This window comes from Brochothrix campestris FSL F6-1037, from assembly GCF_000525915.1.
Lineage (GTDB): Bacteria > Bacillota > Bacilli > Lactobacillales > Listeriaceae > Brochothrix > Brochothrix campestris.
Genome location: NZ_AODH01000020.1, coordinates 1 through 17,237, shown reverse-complemented (window position 1 = coordinate 17,237; position 17,237 = coordinate 1). Strand labels below are relative to the sequence as shown.

Annotated in this window: 16 protein-coding genes, 1 pseudogene and 1 riboswitch; of the genes and pseudogenes, 13 read left to right on the top strand and 4 right to left on the bottom strand. The window is 42.9% G+C overall.

The features are described 5' to 3' along the window. Nucleotides 1–802 precede the first annotated feature (802 nt). Together argH and BCAMP_RS05040 are read right to left on the bottom strand one after the other, a co-directional pair. The gene (gene argH / locus BCAMP_RS05045) at nt 803–2,176 is read right to left on the bottom strand and encodes an argininosuccinate lyase (RefSeq protein ID WP_051456900.1); all 1,374 of its coding nucleotides are present in this window, start codon (nt 2,174–2,176) and stop codon (nt 803–805) included. Then, complete coding sequence (locus BCAMP_RS05040; protein WP_035314187.1) at nt 2,169–3,383, bottom strand: argininosuccinate synthase; 1,215 nt, start codon at nt 3,381–3,383, stop codon at nt 2,169–2,171. Before BCAMP_RS05040 ends, argH begins: the two co-directional genes overlap by 8 nt. Before the next feature lie 269 nt (nt 3,384–3,652). Between BCAMP_RS05040 and BCAMP_RS05035 the strand changes: the two genes are divergently transcribed. The 10 genes from BCAMP_RS05035 (at nt 3,653) to BCAMP_RS04990 (ending at nt 10,465) form a co-directional block, all read left to right on the top strand. Beyond that, nucleotides 3,653–4,927: a rhomboid family intramembrane serine protease gene (locus tag BCAMP_RS05035; RefSeq protein ID WP_035314185.1), complete on the top strand. Its 1,275-nt coding sequence runs from the start codon at nt 3,653–3,655 to the stop codon at nt 4,925–4,927. Further along, nucleotides 4,869–5,183 (top strand): tetratricopeptide repeat protein, encoded by a 315-nt coding sequence (locus BCAMP_RS05030; protein WP_198015713.1) that lies wholly within the window; start codon nt 4,869–4,871, stop codon nt 5,181–5,183. Before BCAMP_RS05035 ends, BCAMP_RS05030 begins: the two co-directional genes overlap by 59 nt. A 12-nt stretch (nt 5,184–5,195) precedes the next feature. Further along, the gene (locus tag BCAMP_RS05025) at nt 5,196–5,423 is read left to right on the top strand and encodes a YqgQ family protein (RefSeq protein ID WP_332248510.1); all 228 of its coding nucleotides are present in this window, start codon (nt 5,196–5,198) and stop codon (nt 5,421–5,423) included. Then, nucleotides 5,408–6,373: an ROK family glucokinase gene (locus tag BCAMP_RS05020; protein WP_035314181.1), complete on the top strand. Its 966-nt coding sequence runs from the start codon at nt 5,408–5,410 to the stop codon at nt 6,371–6,373. Before BCAMP_RS05025 ends, BCAMP_RS05020 begins: the two co-directional genes overlap by 16 nt. A gap of 170 nt (nt 6,374–6,543) precedes the next feature. Further along, entirely contained in the window at nt 6,544–7,464 is a 921-nt protein-coding gene (locus tag BCAMP_RS13465) for a peptidase U32 family protein (protein WP_035314179.1), read from the top strand. 12 nt (nt 7,465–7,476) lie between these two features. Continuing rightward, complete coding sequence (locus BCAMP_RS13460; RefSeq protein WP_198015712.1) at nt 7,477–8,709, top strand: peptidase U32 family protein; 1,233 nt, start codon at nt 7,477–7,479, stop codon at nt 8,707–8,709. 169 nt (nt 8,710–8,878) lie between these two features. Then, entirely contained in the window at nt 8,879–9,178 is a 300-nt protein-coding gene (gene comGC / locus BCAMP_RS05005; RefSeq protein ID WP_035314176.1) for a competence type IV pilus major pilin ComGC, read from the top strand. Further along, nucleotides 9,156–9,593, top strand: a complete 438-nt coding sequence (locus BCAMP_RS13800; protein WP_035314174.1) for a hypothetical protein — start codon at nt 9,156–9,158, stop codon at nt 9,591–9,593. The genes comGC and BCAMP_RS13800 overlap by 23 nt, the downstream gene beginning before the upstream one ends. Nucleotides 9,594–9,822: 229 nt before the next feature. Beyond that, a complete protein-coding gene (locus BCAMP_RS04995) occupies nt 9,823–10,284 on the top strand; it encodes a competence type IV pilus minor pilin ComGF (protein ID WP_035314173.1) in 462 nt (153 codons plus the stop codon). Continuing rightward, entirely contained in the window at nt 10,247–10,465 is a 219-nt protein-coding gene (locus BCAMP_RS04990) for a hypothetical protein (protein ID WP_035314171.1), read from the top strand. Before BCAMP_RS04995 ends, BCAMP_RS04990 begins: the two co-directional genes overlap by 38 nt. Before the next feature lie 456 nt (nt 10,466–10,921). Here BCAMP_RS04990 and BCAMP_RS04985 read toward each other — a convergent pair whose 3' ends face one another. Both BCAMP_RS04985 and BCAMP_RS04980 read right to left on the bottom strand, forming a co-directional pair. Further along, nucleotides 10,922–11,755 carry a type II secretion system F family protein gene (locus tag BCAMP_RS04985; RefSeq protein ID WP_035314169.1) on the bottom strand — a complete coding sequence of 278 codons (834 nt, stop codon included), beginning with the start codon at nt 11,753–11,755 and terminating at the stop codon, nt 10,922–10,924. Continuing rightward, nucleotides 11,730–12,719 (bottom strand): ATPase, T2SS/T4P/T4SS family, encoded by a 990-nt coding sequence (locus tag BCAMP_RS04980; RefSeq protein ID WP_456297562.1) that lies wholly within the window; start codon nt 12,717–12,719, stop codon nt 11,730–11,732. Before BCAMP_RS04980 ends, BCAMP_RS04985 begins: the two co-directional genes overlap by 26 nt. Before the next feature lie 262 nt (nt 12,720–12,981). Next, nucleotides 12,982–13,072: riboswitch (glycine riboswitch) on the top strand. A gap of 113 nt (nt 13,073–13,185) precedes the next feature. Between BCAMP_RS04980 and gcvT the strand changes: the two are divergent. The 3 genes and pseudogenes from gcvT to gcvPB all read left to right on the top strand — a co-directional run bounded on the left by gcvT (nt 13,186) and on the right by gcvPB (nt 17,096). Next, nucleotides 13,186–14,278, top strand: a pseudogene (gcvT, locus tag BCAMP_RS04975) (glycine cleavage system aminomethyltransferase GcvT). An 11-nt stretch (nt 14,279–14,289) separates the two neighbouring features. Then, complete coding sequence (gene gcvPA / locus BCAMP_RS04970; protein WP_035314166.1) at nt 14,290–15,636, top strand: aminomethyl-transferring glycine dehydrogenase subunit GcvPA; 1,347 nt, start codon at nt 14,290–14,292, stop codon at nt 15,634–15,636. Continuing rightward, nucleotides 15,636–17,096, top strand: coding sequence for an aminomethyl-transferring glycine dehydrogenase subunit GcvPB (gene gcvPB / locus BCAMP_RS04965; RefSeq protein WP_035314192.1), 1,461 nt, complete (start codon nt 15,636–15,638; stop codon nt 17,094–17,096). Before gcvPA ends, gcvPB begins: the two co-directional genes overlap by 1 nt. The last annotated feature ends 141 nt before the right edge of the window (nt 17,097–17,237 follow it).

The window sequence follows — 17,237 nt, the reverse complement described above, 5'->3', positions numbered from 1 at the left end:
TAAAGCCGCAATTCGCACACCGTGAGGGTGTGTAAGAGCGTGTACCAAAATAACAAGTGCTTAAAACACCTTTAATTAACTGAGTTAAACACCATGTTTTTGGAAAAGAAATAGTTTCATCTGTAATTCCAGAGGAATTCGCGATATTATTAAAAGTGATAGCTGACATTGTCGAATCCCCCTTATAAATTTGTTGTGGTGACTTAATATTATAGGGATTTTGAAAATGTTGCTATTTTTTTGCGAAAAAATAGGCATCAGTGAAAATTCACCAACACCATAAATTATAGAACCGTTTTTTTATAGGAACTAATCGTTAGTTTGGCGTGAAAAGCGTGTGGTTCTTTAGCGGTTATCATCCAGTGAGCGTAATGTAGTCGTAAAGGATGTCCGCAGCAAAGGACTTTGTTTTTTTAAAATACTGTGTAAAAAAGAAGGTGGAGAAATACAAGTGAAATCACCCAAGTTTAGGCTTTAAATACTAGAGGGATAAAAGTACTTTAAAGCCCGTTAAAAACTGCAGTGATTGGAGAAAATAACGTTTGGACTATTTTCCGTCGTTGCGTTATTTTTGAAATCACCCAAGTTTAGGCTTTAAATACTAGAGAGATAAAAGTACTTTAAAGCCCGTTAAAAACTGCAGTGATTGGAGAAAATAACGTTTGGACTATTTTCCGTCGTTGCGTTATTTTTGAAATCACCCAAGTTTAGGCTTTAAATACTAGAGGGAATAACGACCTAGAACGGTGTTTATCTTCAGAATCAAGCCTCTCAATGAAAATTATTGAGGGGCCGTTTTATCCTATAAAGCATCTTTGGCTTGTTCCAGTTGTTGCAGCACTTGTTCAAAACCGGTGCCACCGAAACTGTTACGACGCGCAACGGCTGTTTGAGGTTGTAACACGGTATAAATATCTGCCTCAAACAGTGGATGTGCCGCCTGTAATTGTGCGAGCGTTAAATCGGCTAAATAATGCTGCGCTTGAATACATTGCAGTACGAGTTTGCCGACAATTTCATGTGCTTGCCGAAAGGGCACTTGTTTAGCTGCGAGGTAATCGGCTAACTCGGTCGCATTGGAGAAGTCTTTCGTAGTTGTTTCTGCCAGATGGTCGACGTTAACGGTCATCGATTCGAGCATGCCTGCCATAATCGTGAGTGAGCCGGCTAACGTATGAGCGGTATCAAAGACGCCCTCCTTATCTTCTTGCATGTCTTTATTATAGGCGAGTGGAATTCCTTTTAAGACAGTCAGTAATCCGACTAAATCACCATACACACGGCCGGTTTTACCACGAATGAGTTCAGCCATATCAGGGTTTTTCTTCTGCGGCATGATGCTTGATCCGGTGGCGAATGTATCAGAAAGCTCGATAAAGTTAAACTCATCAGTACTCCATACAATAAGTTCTTCACAGAGGCGAGATAAATGCATCATCACGAGTGAAGCGTTACTTAAATATTCAACTGCGAAATCACGGTCACTGACTGCGTCTAAACTGTTAGCGTAAGGCTTTGAAAAACCGAGCAAGTCCGCACTCAAATGACGATCAATCGGAAAGGTTGTGCCCGCTAAGGCACTGGCACCTAAAGGTGAGAGATCGACCCGTTTGAGACTGTCACGAAAACGTTCTTTATCACGTTCGAGCATCCAGAAGTAAGCGAGGAGGTGATGAGCAAACGAAATCGGTTGTGCCCGCTGTAAATGGGTGTAACCAGGCATCACGGTGTAGACATGGTCGGTCGCCAACTGAACGATGACTGCTTGCAACTTAGTGAGTAAGTCGGTGGCATGAATGACTTCTTTCTTTAAGTAAAGGTGCAAATCGGTGGCAACTTGATCGTTTCGACTACGGCCGGTGTGTAGTTTCCCGGCAACAGGGCCGATTTCATCATGTAATAATTGTTCGATGTTGAGGTGAATGTCCTCATTCGCCTCGCGATAAGTGAGTTCGCCAGCCCGTGCCCGTTGTGCTAAGGTCGTTAGTCCACTTTTAATTAAGGCAACATCGTCAGGCGGCAAGATACCAGTGGCACCAAGCATGCTCACGTGTGCGAGGCTGCCTTGAATATCTTCGGCTACGAGTTGTTGATCAAAACTGATTGAGGCACCAAAGGAATCGACCCATTCCTCATTCGTCGCGGCAAAGCGACCGCCCCATAATTTACTACTCATGCACGCCTGCTTTAGCATGTAATTGTACTTCGGCGTTGACTTTGGTCGAAAGTCCCCACAGCTTAATGAAACCAACGGCTGCCTCTTGATCGAACGTGTCTTCAGATGTGTAAGTTGCGAGGTTTTCGTTATAGAGAGAAGTCGGTGATTTACGTCCTACTACAATTGCTTGTCCTTTATACAGTTTGAGACGCACCGTACCAGTAACGTTTGTTTGAGTTTCTTTAATGAAGGCAATCAACGCTTTTGTCAATGGGTTAAACCAAAGTCCGTCGTAAATCATTTGTGTTAATTTCAACTCAACAGTTGGTTTGAAATGAGCAGTTTCTTGAATCAGTGTAATTGATTCTAACGCCTTATGAGCGGCAATTAACGTCATTGCGCCAGGTGCTTCATACACTTCACGTGACTTAATACCAACGACACGGTTTTCGATATGATCGATTTGACCAATGCCGTGTTTACCAGCGATTTTATTCAAATCGGCTACAATTGCCGCCGGTGATAGAGGCACACCATTGAGGCTAGTAGGCACACCTTCTTCAAACGATAGTTCAATCAGTTCAGGTTGTTCAGGTGCATCTTCTAAATTGGCAACTGTTAGCTCGTAAGCACCAGCTGGCGGGGTTGCCCACGGATCCTCGAGCACACCACATTCAATGGCACGGCCCCATAAATTTTGATCGACTGAGTAAGGGTTGTCTAAGTTGATTGGAATCGGAATAGCATTCGCTTGGGCATAGGCAATTTCTTCTTCACGCGACCACTTCCAATCACGTACAGGCGCTAGCACTTTAATGTTAGGAGCGAGTGCTTGGAAGGACACTTCAAAACGAACCTGGTCGTTTCCTTTACCAGTACAGCCATGCGCGACGGCAACTGCCCCTTCTTGTTCAACGATTTCAACAAGTTTTTTGGCAATTAAAGGACGGCTTAAGGCTGAAATAAGCGGGTATGCCCCTTCGTATAGCGTATGAGCTTGGAGCGCAATCAAGGCATAGTCCTCAATAAATTCATCAACAACATCTAAGACGATTGATTTGACAGCACCAACGGTTAAAGCCTTCGCTTTGACGAAGTCTAAATTCTTTCCTTCGCCGACGTTTAAACAAACGGCAATGACGTCATACCCTTTATCCTGTAACCATTTAATTGCAACTGATGTATCCAATCCACCTGAATAGGCTAATACGACTTTTTCTTTCATCTGCTTAATCCCCTTTGTATATATATGCTTAAATATATTATATTTATGCACTAATCATACAACTATATCGGATAATACGCAAGTTGTTTTTGCATACTTATGTAAAAAAACTTTGTTATCTGCATAATTATTAATTGTAGATGGTACATTTAATTGTTAATCTGAAATAATCAACCGTGTTTGAGGAGTATGCTTTGGTATATTTGCGTGATATTTGGTATGATTACGAGTGACAATACATAGTGATTAGAAAGCGAGTGTACAAAGAAGTGAAAAAACCATTAGATTATTTATTTTGGTACACTGTTTCTCATTTTGTTATCGATGAGAAGTACCGTATCATCCATTTAAATGAAGAAGAATTAGAAGTCTGGATTGAAAATACAACGAATAGAGACTTGCCAATTATACGTTTATCGCAGCGTGATGTCACTTGGCGTGTGCTTGTTGAACGTGATTTTAATCAAGTCGTTCATGTGATGAGTCAATTTCGCAAAGAATTAAACCGTCCGAAACTGACATTAGCAAATATTTATTTATGCGAAAAAACACTCGAAACAAGTGGAATGTATAACGAAACAAAAATGAGCGAGGATAAAACCATTACCATTAACAGTTATGTACTCACACCAACAGAACAAGCGGCTGATATGAGCTTGTTGGCGGCGGACTTTAACTGGAACACTGAGAAGATGTTGCCACTAGCGGAACAAACGAATGCAGCAGTCGAGGAGTTAAAAGTGAAGATGGTTTCGCATTTGAGTGCGAATGTGCAACTTCCGGCTAAGAAAACCTGGAAAGACCAATTTTTATGGACCTATTTACTGATTGCCATTAATGTGCTCGTTTTTCTAGCGATGACGGTGATGGGAGGAAGTACCGATACGTATGTACTCACCTTGTTCGGGGCAAAGATTAATGAGTTGATTGTGGCTGGTGAGTGGTGGCGTCTTATTACGCCGATGTTCCTTCATATCGGATTTACCCACCTCTTAATGAACATGGTGTCACTCTTTATTATTGGAACTTTGGTTGAACGTATTTTTGGCGGCTGGCGCTTTTTAACCATCTACTTTGTTGCCGGGATTGCAGGTGTCATCGCGAGCTTTGTTTATTCCGACAGTTTATCTGCCGGAGCGAGTGGCGCAATTTTCGGCTTGTTTGGTGCATTGCTCTATCTCATCATCAAAAAACCGCAAATTTATTGGAAAACATTAGGGGTAAACGTCTTGTTCTTACTCGGAATTAACCTCGCCTACGGTTTTGTTGTGTCGAATGTTGATCAATATGCTCACATCGGTGGCTTAATTGGTGGATTGTTTATGGCTTACTGCGTCGCAATTAAGGGGCAGTACGTCGATTGGAAACGGTGGGTGTATGTTGCCTTAACTGTTGTTATTTTCAGTTATTTTGTGGTCATCGGCTACCGTAATGTGAATGCAACCAGCGATCCAGCCACTGGAAACGCTGTTGCGATGAGTTATATTGAACAACACAAAATGGGCAAAGCAAAAAAAAGTGGTTGGCGTTATCGAAAAAAATAACTATAATGATTATGTAAGCGATTTTTTACTTGGTACAATTGAATTTCAAAAGGGGAATCATGCGGCCGCAATCACAGCATTAGAACGAGCGATTGCGCAAGAACCTAATTTCCCTGAAGCGTTCTATAACCTAGCATTAGTGCATCAAGCGGATGGGAACCGGTTGAAAGCAATCGCGGCCGCTAAGCAGGCGAGTGCCCAGAGCAGTGATGCGAGCTATAAGGCGCTGTATGAAAAGTTAAACGAATCGAACTAAAAGAGGTGTACGATGACAATTAAAACTGTCTTTGATGTGCAACAATTGTTAAAAAAATTTGGTGCCTTCATTTATGTCGGTAACCGCAAAGCCAGCCTAGAAATGATGGCGACGGAAATAAAAGAACTTTTTGATCATCAATTAATTGAGACAAATGATTATGCGGCGGCACGACTCGTCTTGCTTGGTGCGATCCGTGAAGAAGAAAATGGAGGGATTGGCGTATGGTTAAAAAATTAGTAGGGATTGATGTGGGTGGCACGTCTGTTAAATTTGCCATTGTGAGCTTGACTGGTGAAATTGAACAAAAATGGACGATTAAAACAAATATTGCAGATGCTGGTTCGCACATTGTACCGGACATTGCCAAGTCGTTAAACAACAAACTGTTGGAACTAGCTATAGAGAAAGACAATATCGTTGGTATCGGAATGGGAACACCTGGTTCGATTAACTATACGAACGGTACGGTAGTCAATGCCTTCAACTTAAACTGGACAACTGTTCAGCCAGTGAGTGCGACGCTAACAGAGTTGACCGGTTTACCTGTCTATCTTGATAACGATGCCAACGTGGCAGCCTTAGGTGAAGGGTGGCAAGGTGCGGGTGATGGTGAATCCGAGGTTGTATTTGTGACGTTAGGAACAGGTGTCGGTGGTGGTGTTATTACGAATGGTAAAATTGTTCGCGGTATCGCCGGTGCAGGTGGTGAAATTGGTCATGTGACGGTTGAACGAGATGGTATTGCTTGTACCTGTGGAAAAAAAGGCTGTTTAGAAACGATTGCCTCAGCGACCGGTGTTCTTAATGTGGCGCGCCAACAAGCCCCATCTTCAAAAGCCAATTCGACATTGCGTGATGACTTATTATTAAACAATTCAGTCAGTGCCAAAGCTGTATTTGATGCGGCCAAGGCATATGATCCGTTTGCCCAAGAAGTTGTTGCCTATGTGGCACAATCGCTCGGCTTTGCCTTAAGTCACATTGGTAACTTATTGAATCCGTCGCGGATTGTTATTGGTGGTGGTGTATCCGCTGCGGGCGATGTGTTGATTGAACCTGTGCGTGATGAGTTTGAAAAGAATGTTTTTAGCACTGTGAAACAAAGCACTAAAATTGCAGTGGCAACACTCGGGAATGACGCTGGTGTTATTGGGGCTGCCTCACTAGTGTTAGCGGAACAAAATTAGTAGTCATTTTGAGACGTAAAAGTGACGAATTATTGAATAACTTAAAGATATTGTAAAAAAATAGCCACAAACAAAAAAGTATTCGCTGAGCGGATACTTTTTTTCTGTTTCATCAGCAACTGCTTTGTTAGACTAAAACAGTATTAGGATAACGAGGAGGTTTTTTTAGCATGATTGAAATCAGTACGACGATAAAATCAGTCGCTCAAGCAAAGGCGTTGCTTGAGGTTGGTGTTACAAAATTATTGTTCGGTGAAGATACCTTTGGTTTGCGCTTGGCTCATTCCTTTAGCCGTGCCGAACAACGTGAACTAATCGCGCTTGCTCATTCTTATGGGGCGAAAGCTTGCGTCATGGTCAATGCATTAATGCATAATGAACAAATTGAGCAATTACCGGACTATCTCACGTTTTTAAAAGCGGCGGGTGCCGATGAAGTGATGGCTGGTGATCCAGGTGTGTTTCAAATCATGAAACAGCCAGAGTACCGTTTGCCGTTTATTTATGATGCACAAACGATGGTTGTAAGCGCCCGACAAATCAATTTTTGGGCGAAACGAGGCGCAAGCGGGGGGATGTTAGCGCATGAAGTACCTTATGAAGAACTAACGATGCTGGCGCCACAACTCACTGTGCCTGCGACCTTTTTAGTGTATGGGGCATCCTGCATTCATCAATCACGACGTCCATTAGTACAAAATTATTTGAATTTTATTAAAAAAGATGACCTTATTACAAAGGAACGTGGTCTCTTTATTTCTGAACCACGCAAAGACGAAACCCATTATTCAATCTATGAAGATGTCAATGGTACACATATTTTTGCCAATCATGATGTCAATTTACTCGGACAGCTTGATAAGTTGCTAGCGATTGGTATGCATGACTGGAAACTAGATGGTCTGTTTGTGGAGGAAGGGCGTTTTGTTGAAATTGTCGCGTTGTTTGTCACGGTGAAACGTTTGTATGAAACGGCTGCGTTTAAAGAGACGATGTTACTAGGGCTATCAGAAAAACTGACGCACTTACATCCTAAAACACGTAGTATGGATACGGGATTCTTTTTAATGGATCCCGAAGCAGTTAAGTAAAGGAGTGTTATGATGACAAAAACATTAATTCGTCCTGAGGTGTTAGCACCTGCGGGGACGTTAGAAAAATTAAAAACAGCGATTCATTATGGGGCAGATGCCGTCTATATTGGAGGCGAAGCATTCGGATTGCGATCACGAGCGGGAAATTTCACTTACGATGAAATGCGCGAAGGGGTCGCCTTTGCTAAGGCGCATCAGGCAAAAGTATATGTTGCGGCCAATATGGTGACACATGAAGGTAACGCGAAAGGCGCAGGCGCCTTTTTTAGAAACCTGCGCGATATCGGCATCTCGGCGGTCATTGTATCAGATCCGGCGTTAATCGAAATTTGTATTACCGATGCCCCGGGATTGCCTGTCCATTTATCAACACAGGCTTCTGCAACAAATTATGAGACCTTGAATTATTGGCAAGCTGAGGGATTAGAACGGGTTGTGCTTGCGCGAGAAGTGTCGATGGCCGAAGTTGCGGCCATGCGTGAAAAAACGAGCGTTGAAATTGAAGCGTTCATTCATGGGGCGATGTGTATTTCATATTCAGGCCGTTGTGTCTTGTCTAATCACATGTCTAAACGAGATGCGAACCGTGGTGGTTGCTCACAATCATGCCGTTGGAAATATGATTTATTCGAAGCACCAACACCGGCGACGCATCAATCGTTAGCGACAGGTGAAACTGTTGAACCGTTTTCGATGAGTTCGGTAGATATGACCATGATTGAACATATTCCCGATTTGATTCAAAATGGCGTGAACAGTTTTAAAATCGAAGGGCGGATGAAGTCGATTCATTATGTTTCGACCGTCTCTAATGTGTATAAGGCGGCTGTCGATAGTTACATGGCTGATCCGGACAATTACGTTTGTAAGCAAGAATGGATTGATGAGTTATGGAAGGTATCGCAACGTGAACTGTCGAGTGGTTTTTATTACGGCCGACCTAGTGAAAATGAACAGTTGTTTGGTGCGCGCCGCAAACTGCCTGTTTATGCTTTTGTTGGGCAAGTACTTGCCTACGACAACAGCACACAAATGGCGACGGTTCAACAGCGGAATGCTTTTAGTGTTGGGGATGAGGTCGAATTTTACGGGCCGGGATTCACTCACTTTGAGCAAACAATTACCGCAATGGAAGATGAAGACGGCATTGCGATTGAACGTGCTCCAAAAGCGATGATGACCGTCTATCTACCTGTTAAACAAGCGGTTAAACCCGGTGATATGATTCGCAAGAAAAAATAAATGTGAACTGAGAAACGTGTCGAATGCGAATGCTGCATTTGACACTTTTTTTTATTGGCGTAAATAAGGGTATTATGAGGTGGCTAAATGAGCTGAAACGTCTAACTGGCCGTTTGAAAGGAGATTGTTTAGCGTCTGCGAATAGGTATAACATGAAGGAGGCGAAAGCATGCGAAAACGAAATGGTTTTACACTGGTGGAAATGCTGATTGTGTTAGTCATCATTTCAGCTTTATTACTACTTATTTTGCCGAATGTGATGCAGCATACACAAACAGCACAGGCTAAAGGCTGTGAGGCACAGCGCAATATGGTTGAAAATCAGGTGATGGCTTATCAAATGGATACAGGAAAGGTGCCGACAGTGACGCAACTGGTCAACCGGGGCTATTTAAAGAAAGGTCAAGATCAATGCGCAGATAAACGCAAAATTGTGATTGCAAAAGATGGCACCGTTACGATTAAATAAACGGGCCTTTACAATCGGAGAACTACTGCTTGTCTTAGTGATTGTGATGTTGTTAGCGGGAATCTCGTTTAAAGGCGTATCACAGCTTCATACGCAACTGAACAGTTTTTTTAGTCTGAAACGAACAGTCATGCATCATCAACTTGCACAAATGCGAGCATTGGAAACAAAACAAACACAGGAGGTGCGTTATGATCTGCTTAAGCAGCAGCAATTATTTGGAACAATCAGTGAAGATTATCAAGAGATGACAATCGTAAAGGCAGCGCCGAGATACCGTTATAATAGCGCAGGAGAGGTGAATCGGTTTGATACGTTAATATTTGAAACAGCTCATCATCAATTCAAAGTGGTGATGCACATTAAATGGGGGCGGATGCGACTTGAAAAAACAGAACGGTTTTATCTTGATTGAACAAATGCTCACCTTGATTATTTTAATAGTTTGTTTGACGAGTATTGTCGTTTTTTTTATCAGATTGAAGTGACGAAGCGTGAAGGTGATAAAGATAAACAGGCCTACGCTGTTATATACCATGTCAGCCAATTTGGGACTCCCACCAAAGGAGACATGTGGTTTGATGGACAGCTGTATCGGTGGCAACTGATAAAAAAAGCAGAGGAGTGGCAGGTGGTGGTTGAAGATGAAAAGTGGCGATGGTGGGCCACCGAAAAAAAGATTACGCGCGAACGGCTTTACGCTGATTGAGGTACTGGTTTCCTTGTTGATATTGCCGTTGGTGATGCAATTAATTGTCGGTATTACACAAAGCGTTATGCAAGTGCAAGAACGTTGGCTAGTGCGACAAACAGAAACGGATTGGCATTTTATGCTCATTCAACTGCAGCGCTTAGGCGCTGATTTGCGGACAATCAACACAACGCCAACGAAATTAGGGTGGTATTTAAACGACGGTGAAGCACTTCATTTTCAACTGAAAAATGACAAGTTAATGATGACGACTGCCAAAGGCGGTAATATCACGTTGTTGTATGAAGTTGACACCGCCAACAGCTCTTTTGAAGCAAGGAGTCAGACAACAGCATGGCATATTGAATTGAAGGGACGTGGTTATTATTATTTGGAAACGCCAGCGCCCTCATAATGGTTTTGCTTATGTGTATGCACTCGGCATTTTAATGATGACTGCCTCAGTCGCAGGTGGCATTGCCTCGGTGGCACAACTTGAACGACAAATTGATCAATCACTCAAGCACTATTATGAACGAGAAATCCGAGTGAATTTGACTAATAAAAGCGAATCCACCTTGTTGAATCGCGAATAAATTGGAAAGGTCGCGAACGCGCGACTATGTCCCGTCGCAAGTAGCGGACTTGAAATTTAGAAGCTATTAGGTGGATGAGCTGGACCAATAAAAGCGAATCCACCTTGTTGAATCGCGAATAAATTGGAAAGGTCGCGAACGCGCGACTATGTCCCGTCGCAAGTAGCGGACTTGAAATTTAGAAGCTATTAGGTGGATGAGCTAGACCAATAATATGAAAAACATCGACTTCTTACTGTCGATGTTTTTTCGTTCGTATCCGTTACAAAATTAAATATAATCAATTGATTCAAATAAAGGCAACATAATGCTGAGGTAAATCATAATGATAAAGGTGCCGATAAACAGTAACAATAAGGCTGAATCAAATTGAGTAGCCGTTTTAATCCGCTTTTTAGTTGTGCATTACAATAATGATGGCAGGCTAATAATTCTTGTGGTAGTTTGCCACTGCGTTCACCGTGCTGGACGATGGTAACGAACAGCGGTAAAAAAAAAAGGGTGTTTCTGCAAGGCTTCACTAAAGCTAAGGCCGCTTTGGAGTTCATTGTTTAACTGCACCGCCACATCTTTAAAGAGGCCGGTATGATTCGATTGGCTTAATTGTAAAATTTGTTGCAAGGAGAGACCGCTTTTTAACAATAGACTGAATTCACGTGCGAATAGCTGCGTGTAATACAATTTAGCGATGTGTGCAGATAGACGAAACTCGCTCCAAAAGAGCGCTTGCTGATAGGCTGATTGATGTGCCAACCAATGCTTAATCGGAATAAAGAGTCCGATGCTAATGATGGCGGTCCCAATTAGGCCATAATGGGCCTTTTTTAACAGTAGGAGTAAAAAAGGGGGGGAAGCCTCGTTGTGGGCAAATAATAATTCGATTTGAGGCACAATGAAGGTCTGTAAGAGTCCGATGACGAGGGCAAGCACTGTCAATAAAACGAACGGGTAATACAACAACCGTCGTAACAATACCACTTGTTTAATTTGATAGTTCATCGCGGTCGCACAATCGTGCAAGGTTTGCTTGAATTGCCAATGTGTTTTGGAAAAATGTAACTGTGCACAAATAATGGGGGGAAACTGCTGGCGCCTTAAACAACTATCGAAGCTAAGTCCACTGTTTAAATCATGTTGAAGCGCCTTGAAGAACGCTGTTCGCTGAGGATAAACCTGCTGTAAAAAGCGTAAACCATCTTCAAGGCTTAAACCATTGTTGAGTAAATCACTTAGTTGCTGTAATAAGGCGGCGTGAAATTTTTGGTTAGTTAGGCGGGTCGATAAAGCCATAGCGGACTCCTTTCTTAAACAAGTACGGAAAACGTAAATGTGCTGGTAACTGGTGGGTGTGTAGTAAAGAGTCAAGTCGTTCAGCGGTGACGATTTCATAGATAAGGGCTCGTTGAAGTGGTGGTGAGAGGGTACGATGCGTCAGCGTTTGCGCCAAAGAAATGAATTGTTGGGCAATGACAGCCTCGACAGTTTGTTCAATATCTAATGCAGTGACACCAAAGTTATTTAAGCGAAATAAGACTCCGGTAGCATCAGTGGCATGGATGGTCGCCACGACTAAATGACCAGTTAGCGCGATTCTAATCGCCATTTGGGCTGAAAGAGCATCACGGATTTCGCCAATCATCACGATATCAGGATCGTGTCGTAAAATTGCTCGGAGAACGACGTCGAAGGTGAACTGCGCGTTCTCATTAATTTGAAATTGTAAAAAAGCGGATGAGGGCCGTTCAACGGGATCTTCAACCGTAATGATTTTACGATTGTAATGAGCGGTGACATGTTCGAGTAAATGAGCAATCGTTGCGGTTTTGCCACTGCCGACTGGTCCGCTAAATAAGAGTAAGCCTGTTTTCTTTGTGATGAGCTGATACAGTTGTTTTCGTTGTGTATCGAATAACGCTAACGGTGCCGTTATGTGTAAAGGCACGCAGCGAATGACAGCTGAAGGCTGGGAGCGAAAATTAGGAATGAGTGAAAGGCGTAGGCTAGCCGCGTCGATGCCAGCTAATTGCAATCGTCCGCTTTGCGGTAGTTGCTGTTCACCCATATCAAGCCCACTGTTGTATTTTAGGTAAGTGAGGCAGCGTTGGGCAACATCTAACGGTAAAGTGGTCAGTATTCTTAAATCGGAGCCAGATCGCAGTTGGATGAGGTAGCTGTTTTCTAAGGGGGTGAAGTGAATGTCGCTGTAATGTTGTCGTAAGGCTAAAGTAATATAGCGCTGGCAAAGATTTGCAATGTCGATACCATCAACTCCTTCAAAAAAAATCCACGTGTGCTTGTCAATAGTTAAAAAGGGTCCCTTATATCCTATTCGTGATGTGATACAATCCCCCCTTTTTTTTACCTAAAAACGAATGATTATCTCTATAAATACCATTAATGTTTGTTTAAAACGCAAGGTAAGCGGTTACAAAATAAGTAAATATAAAAAAGAGAGGTATTGTCGGACAATTCGGAATATGTTATGATGAAAGGGTAAAAAGTGAATAGTTTAGTGGCTGAACATAGTGAGAGAGCATGCAAAAAGCATCACCGAAGGGGCAAGTGTTGCGACACGAAACTCTCAGGTAAACGGATTACTATGGGACACAGCTCTGAAATTCTGGCTCATCATCAGATAACAGAGACGCATGAGCTAAAAATGCGTCCTTTTTTATGCGTGCTGTAAAAAGGGATCACACATCTATGAGAGGAGAATGGCAATGAGCGAATTAAAACGTACGCCGATTTTTCCAGGGTATGCGGCTTTCAATGGCAAAACAATTGATTTTGGAGGTTGGGAGTTACCCGTTCAATTTAGCAGTATCAAAGAAGAACACCAGGCTGTGCGCGAAGCAGCAGGGTTATTTGATGTGTCACACATGGGTGAAATTACCGTCGTTGGGCCAGATGCAGTTGCTTATTTGCAACATTTACTCACGAATGATATTAGTAAAATAAAAGACCAACAAGCACAATACAATATTATGTGTTATCCCACCGGTGGCTGTGTCGATGATTTAATTGTCTACCGTCGTCATGAAACCTCGTATTTATTAGTCGTGAACGCAGCCAATTGCGAAAAGGATTACGACTGGATGCAAGCGCAGCTTGAAACCTATGATGTGACCGTTACGAATGTATCTGAGACGTATGGTCAAATCGCTATCCAAGGACCAGCTGCAAGAGCAATCGTGCAGCAACTAACAGAGACAGACGTGTTAGCGATTCCACCGTTTTATTTTAAAGAGAACGTCATCATCGCGGGTCAACCAGTGATGGTGTCACGGACGGGTTACACCGGTGAAGATGGTTTTGAAATCTACATGGCGAGTGCGGCAGCTTTAGAAATTTGGCAATTATTTGCTGAATTAGATACCGTTTTGCCAATTGGTTTAGGGGCGCGTGATACACTGCGATTTGAAGCGGCTTTATCCTTATATGGTCAAGAAATCACAGCAGATATTTCGCCACTTGAAGCCGGTCTAGGTTTTGCAGTCAAGCTCGATAAAACAGCGACCTTTATCGGTCAAGCGGCCTTAATTGCTCAAAAAGCGTCAGGTACAATGCGTCGTATCATCGGTTTAGAACTGATTGATAAAGGCGTGGCACGCCATGGTTATCCTGTGTTGAAAGATGGGGTTGAAGTGGGGGTCGTTACTACTGGAACACAGTCCCCAACCTTAGGAACAAGTATCGCCCTTGCCTTAGTTAATCATGAGGTCATTGATGAAACGACCTTCGATATTCAAGTGCGTAAACGCGTGTTACAAGCGAAAAAAAGTACCGAAAACATTTTATAAACGTAGCCGATAGGAGGAGACAGCATGAACGAATACCGTTATTTACCACTGACTGAGAACGATAAAGCAGAAATGCTCCAAACGATAGGTGTGGATGATGTCGAGGCATTATTTGCACCGATTCCGCAATCTGTCCGTCTGCCTCGAGATTTGAACTTAAAGCCAGCTGCAGATGAAAATAGCCTCGTGCGAGAGTTGTCACGTTTGGCAGCGAAAAATGTAACAACGACCACCCACACGTCTTTTTTAGGTGCCGGTGTTTATACGCATGCCATTCCAGCAGTGGTTGATAGTATGATTTCACGTTCGGAGTTTTATACGGCCTATACACCGTATCAACCTGAAATTTCACAAGGTGAATTACAAGCGATCTTTGAATTTCAAACGATGATTGCCCGCATTACGGGGATGGAATTGGCAAACTCATCAATGTATGATGGTGGTACAGCACTCGGAGAAGCAGCAGCATTAGCAGCTGGCGTCAAAAAACGATCGCAAATCTTAATGAGCGAACTCGTTCATCCCGAGTATCAAGCAGTTGTGCAGTCTTATTGTGAGGGGCGCGGCGTTGAAGTTGTGCTTGCAAAAGCAAAAGACGGGCTAACTGACGTTGCCTCTATCAAAGCTTTAATGACAGATGATACAGCGGCAGTGATTGTGCAGTATCCCAACTTTGTAGGACAAGTGGAACCCATCGCAACTTTTGCTGAGTTGGCGAACGCCAATAAATCCTTGTTTATTACATCGTCGAATCCATTGGCTCTCGGTTTACTGACACCACCAGGGGCAGTAGGTGCTGATATCGTCGTCGGTGATTCACAGGTGTTTGGTATTGCTGAATCATTCGGTGGTCCTCATTGCGGTTATTTCGCAGTTTCTAAAAAACTAATGCGGAAGGTACCTGGTCGCTTAGTCGGACAAACGGTTGATGAAAATGGTAAACGTGGCTTTGTCTTAACATTACAAGCCCGTGAACAACATATTCGTCGTGATAAAGCGACGTCAAATATTTGTTCGAATCAAGCTTTAAACGCTTTAGCATCAAGTATTGCAATGGCATCGCTCGGAAAACAAGGGTTGGTTGAGACGGCCAATCTCAACTTCCAAAAAGCTCATTATGCCCGTCAACAATTTGAGGCTAAAGGCTTCAAGGTGACTTATGGCCAACGTCAATTCAATGAATTTGTCGTTGAGTTTTCGCAGCCAATCGCGCAGCTACAACAGCTACTCATTGATGAAGGCTTTATTGGCGGTTATGATCTCGGTCGTGATTATGAAGGGATGGACCATCAGATGTTAATTGCTGTCACTGAGGTTATTCCTAAAGCAGAAATTGATCGCTTTATTAACGTACTGGAGGTGGCAAAATGATGACAACAGCAACGTTACCACTCATTTTTGAACAAACAAAGGCAGGGCGAGTGAGCTATAGTTTACCACCGCTTGACGTACCAACAGTAGATGCAACAGCGATTCTCGGTGTCGAAAACATCCGTCAAGTACCAGCGGAACTTCCTGAAATGGCGGAATTAGATTTAATTCGTCATTACACACGTTTATCAAACCATAATCATGGTGTCGATTCAGGTTTTTATCCATTGGGTTCATGCACGATGAAATACAACCCTAAGGTAAATGAAGTAACGGCGCGTTTAGATGGATTTGCCCATATTCATCCGTTGCAACCTGAAAACACAGTGCAGGGAGCCATGGGGCTCATGCACAATCTACAAGAAGATTTGAAAGAAATTACAGGGATGGATGAGGTAACATTGCAGACTGCAGCCGGAGCTCACGGTGAATGGACTGGGTTAATGCTCATCCGTGCCTTCCATTTAAAGAACGGTGATACGAAGCGAACAAAAGTTATTATTCCTGATGCAGCTCATGGGACAAATCCTGCTTCAGCAGCAGTGGCAGGGTTTGATGTCATTACCGTTAAATCTAATGAAAAAGGACTTGTTGATATTGAAGATTTGCGCCGTGTAGCCGATGAAACAACAGCAGCGCTAATGTTAACCAATCCGAATACGCTTGGTTTATTTGAAGAAAACATCGAACAAATCGCTGCTATTATTCACGAGGTCGGCGGTAAGGTGTATTACGATGGTGCCAACTTGAACGCGGTGATGAGTAAGGCACGTCCTGGCGATATGGGCTTTGATGTCGTGCATCTCAACTTGCATAAAACGTTCACTGGTCCACATGGTGGCGGAGGACCCGGTTCTGGTCCTGTAGGTGTTAAGGCTGACTTAGTGCCATTTTTACCAAAACCATTATTAATCAAAAAGGGCGATGCCTATCAGTTTGATTATAATCGTCCTGAATCGATTGGTCGTGTGAAGCCATTTTATGGTAACTTTGGTATTAATGTTCGCGCATACACCTACATTCGGACAATGGGGCCGATTGGTTTGAAATTAGTGACGGAGCATGCTGTTTTAAATGCGAATTATATTATGGCGCGACTCATGCCGTATTATGACCTCCCGTTTGCGGGGCCTTGTCAGCATGAGTTTGTGTTAAGTGGTCGTCGTCAAAAAATGCAGGGTGTGCGAACACTCGATATCGCGAAGCGGCTGTTGGATTTTGGCATTCATCCACCAACCACGTATTTCCCGCTCATTGTTGAAGAAGCATTGATGATTGAACCGACCGAAACAGAATCGAAAGAAACATTGGATAACTTCTGCGATGTGATGATTCAAATTGCAAAGGAAGCAGAAGATAATCCTGAAATCGTACAAGAAGCGCCACATACGACCTACATTCATCGTTTGGATGAAGCGCAAGCCGCACGTAAGCCACAAATTGTATGGCCAATAGCTTAACTAAATGATAACAAATAAAAAGCGTCTTTTTTTACCGATTTTTTTTATCGATAAGAAAGACGCTTTTTTGGCGCTGTCAACTGTTAATCATATGACTATTTTGAATCTAAAGACTGGATTGTTAGACGCAGTTGATTGACA

Coding starts and splice junctions, on each gene's coding strand:
- argH (WP_051456900.1), bottom strand. CDS start 2,176: ATGAGTAGTAAATTATGGGGCGGTCGCTTTGCCGCGACGAATGAGGAA.
- BCAMP_RS05040 (WP_035314187.1), bottom strand. CDS start 3,383: ATGAAAGAAAAAGTCGTATTAGCCTATTCAGGTGGATTGGATACATCA.
- BCAMP_RS05025 (WP_332248510.1), top strand. CDS start 5,196: ATGACAATTAAAACTGTCTTTGATGTGCAACAATTGTTAAAAAAATTT.
- BCAMP_RS05020 (WP_035314181.1), top strand. CDS start 5,408: ATGGTTAAAAAATTAGTAGGGATTGATGTGGGTGGCACGTCTGTTAAA.
- BCAMP_RS13465 (WP_035314179.1), top strand. CDS start 6,544: ATGATTGAAATCAGTACGACGATAAAATCAGTCGCTCAAGCAAAGGCG.
- BCAMP_RS13460 (WP_198015712.1), top strand. CDS start 7,477: ATGACAAAAACATTAATTCGTCCTGAGGTGTTAGCACCTGCGGGGACG.
- comGC (WP_035314176.1), top strand. CDS start 8,879: ATGCGAAAACGAAATGGTTTTACACTGGTGGAAATGCTGATTGTGTTA.
- BCAMP_RS13800 (WP_035314174.1), top strand. CDS start 9,156: ATGGCACCGTTACGATTAAATAAACGGGCCTTTACAATCGGAGAACTA.
- BCAMP_RS04995 (WP_035314173.1), top strand. CDS start 9,823: ATGAAAAGTGGCGATGGTGGGCCACCGAAAAAAAGATTACGCGCGAAC.
- BCAMP_RS04985 (WP_035314169.1), bottom strand. CDS start 11,755: ATGGCTTTATCGACCCGCCTAACTAACCAAAAATTTCACGCCGCCTTA.
- gcvPA (WP_035314166.1), top strand. CDS start 14,290: ATGAACGAATACCGTTATTTACCACTGACTGAGAACGATAAAGCAGAA.
- gcvPB (WP_035314192.1), top strand. CDS start 15,636: ATGACAACAGCAACGTTACCACTCATTTTTGAACAAACAAAGGCAGGG.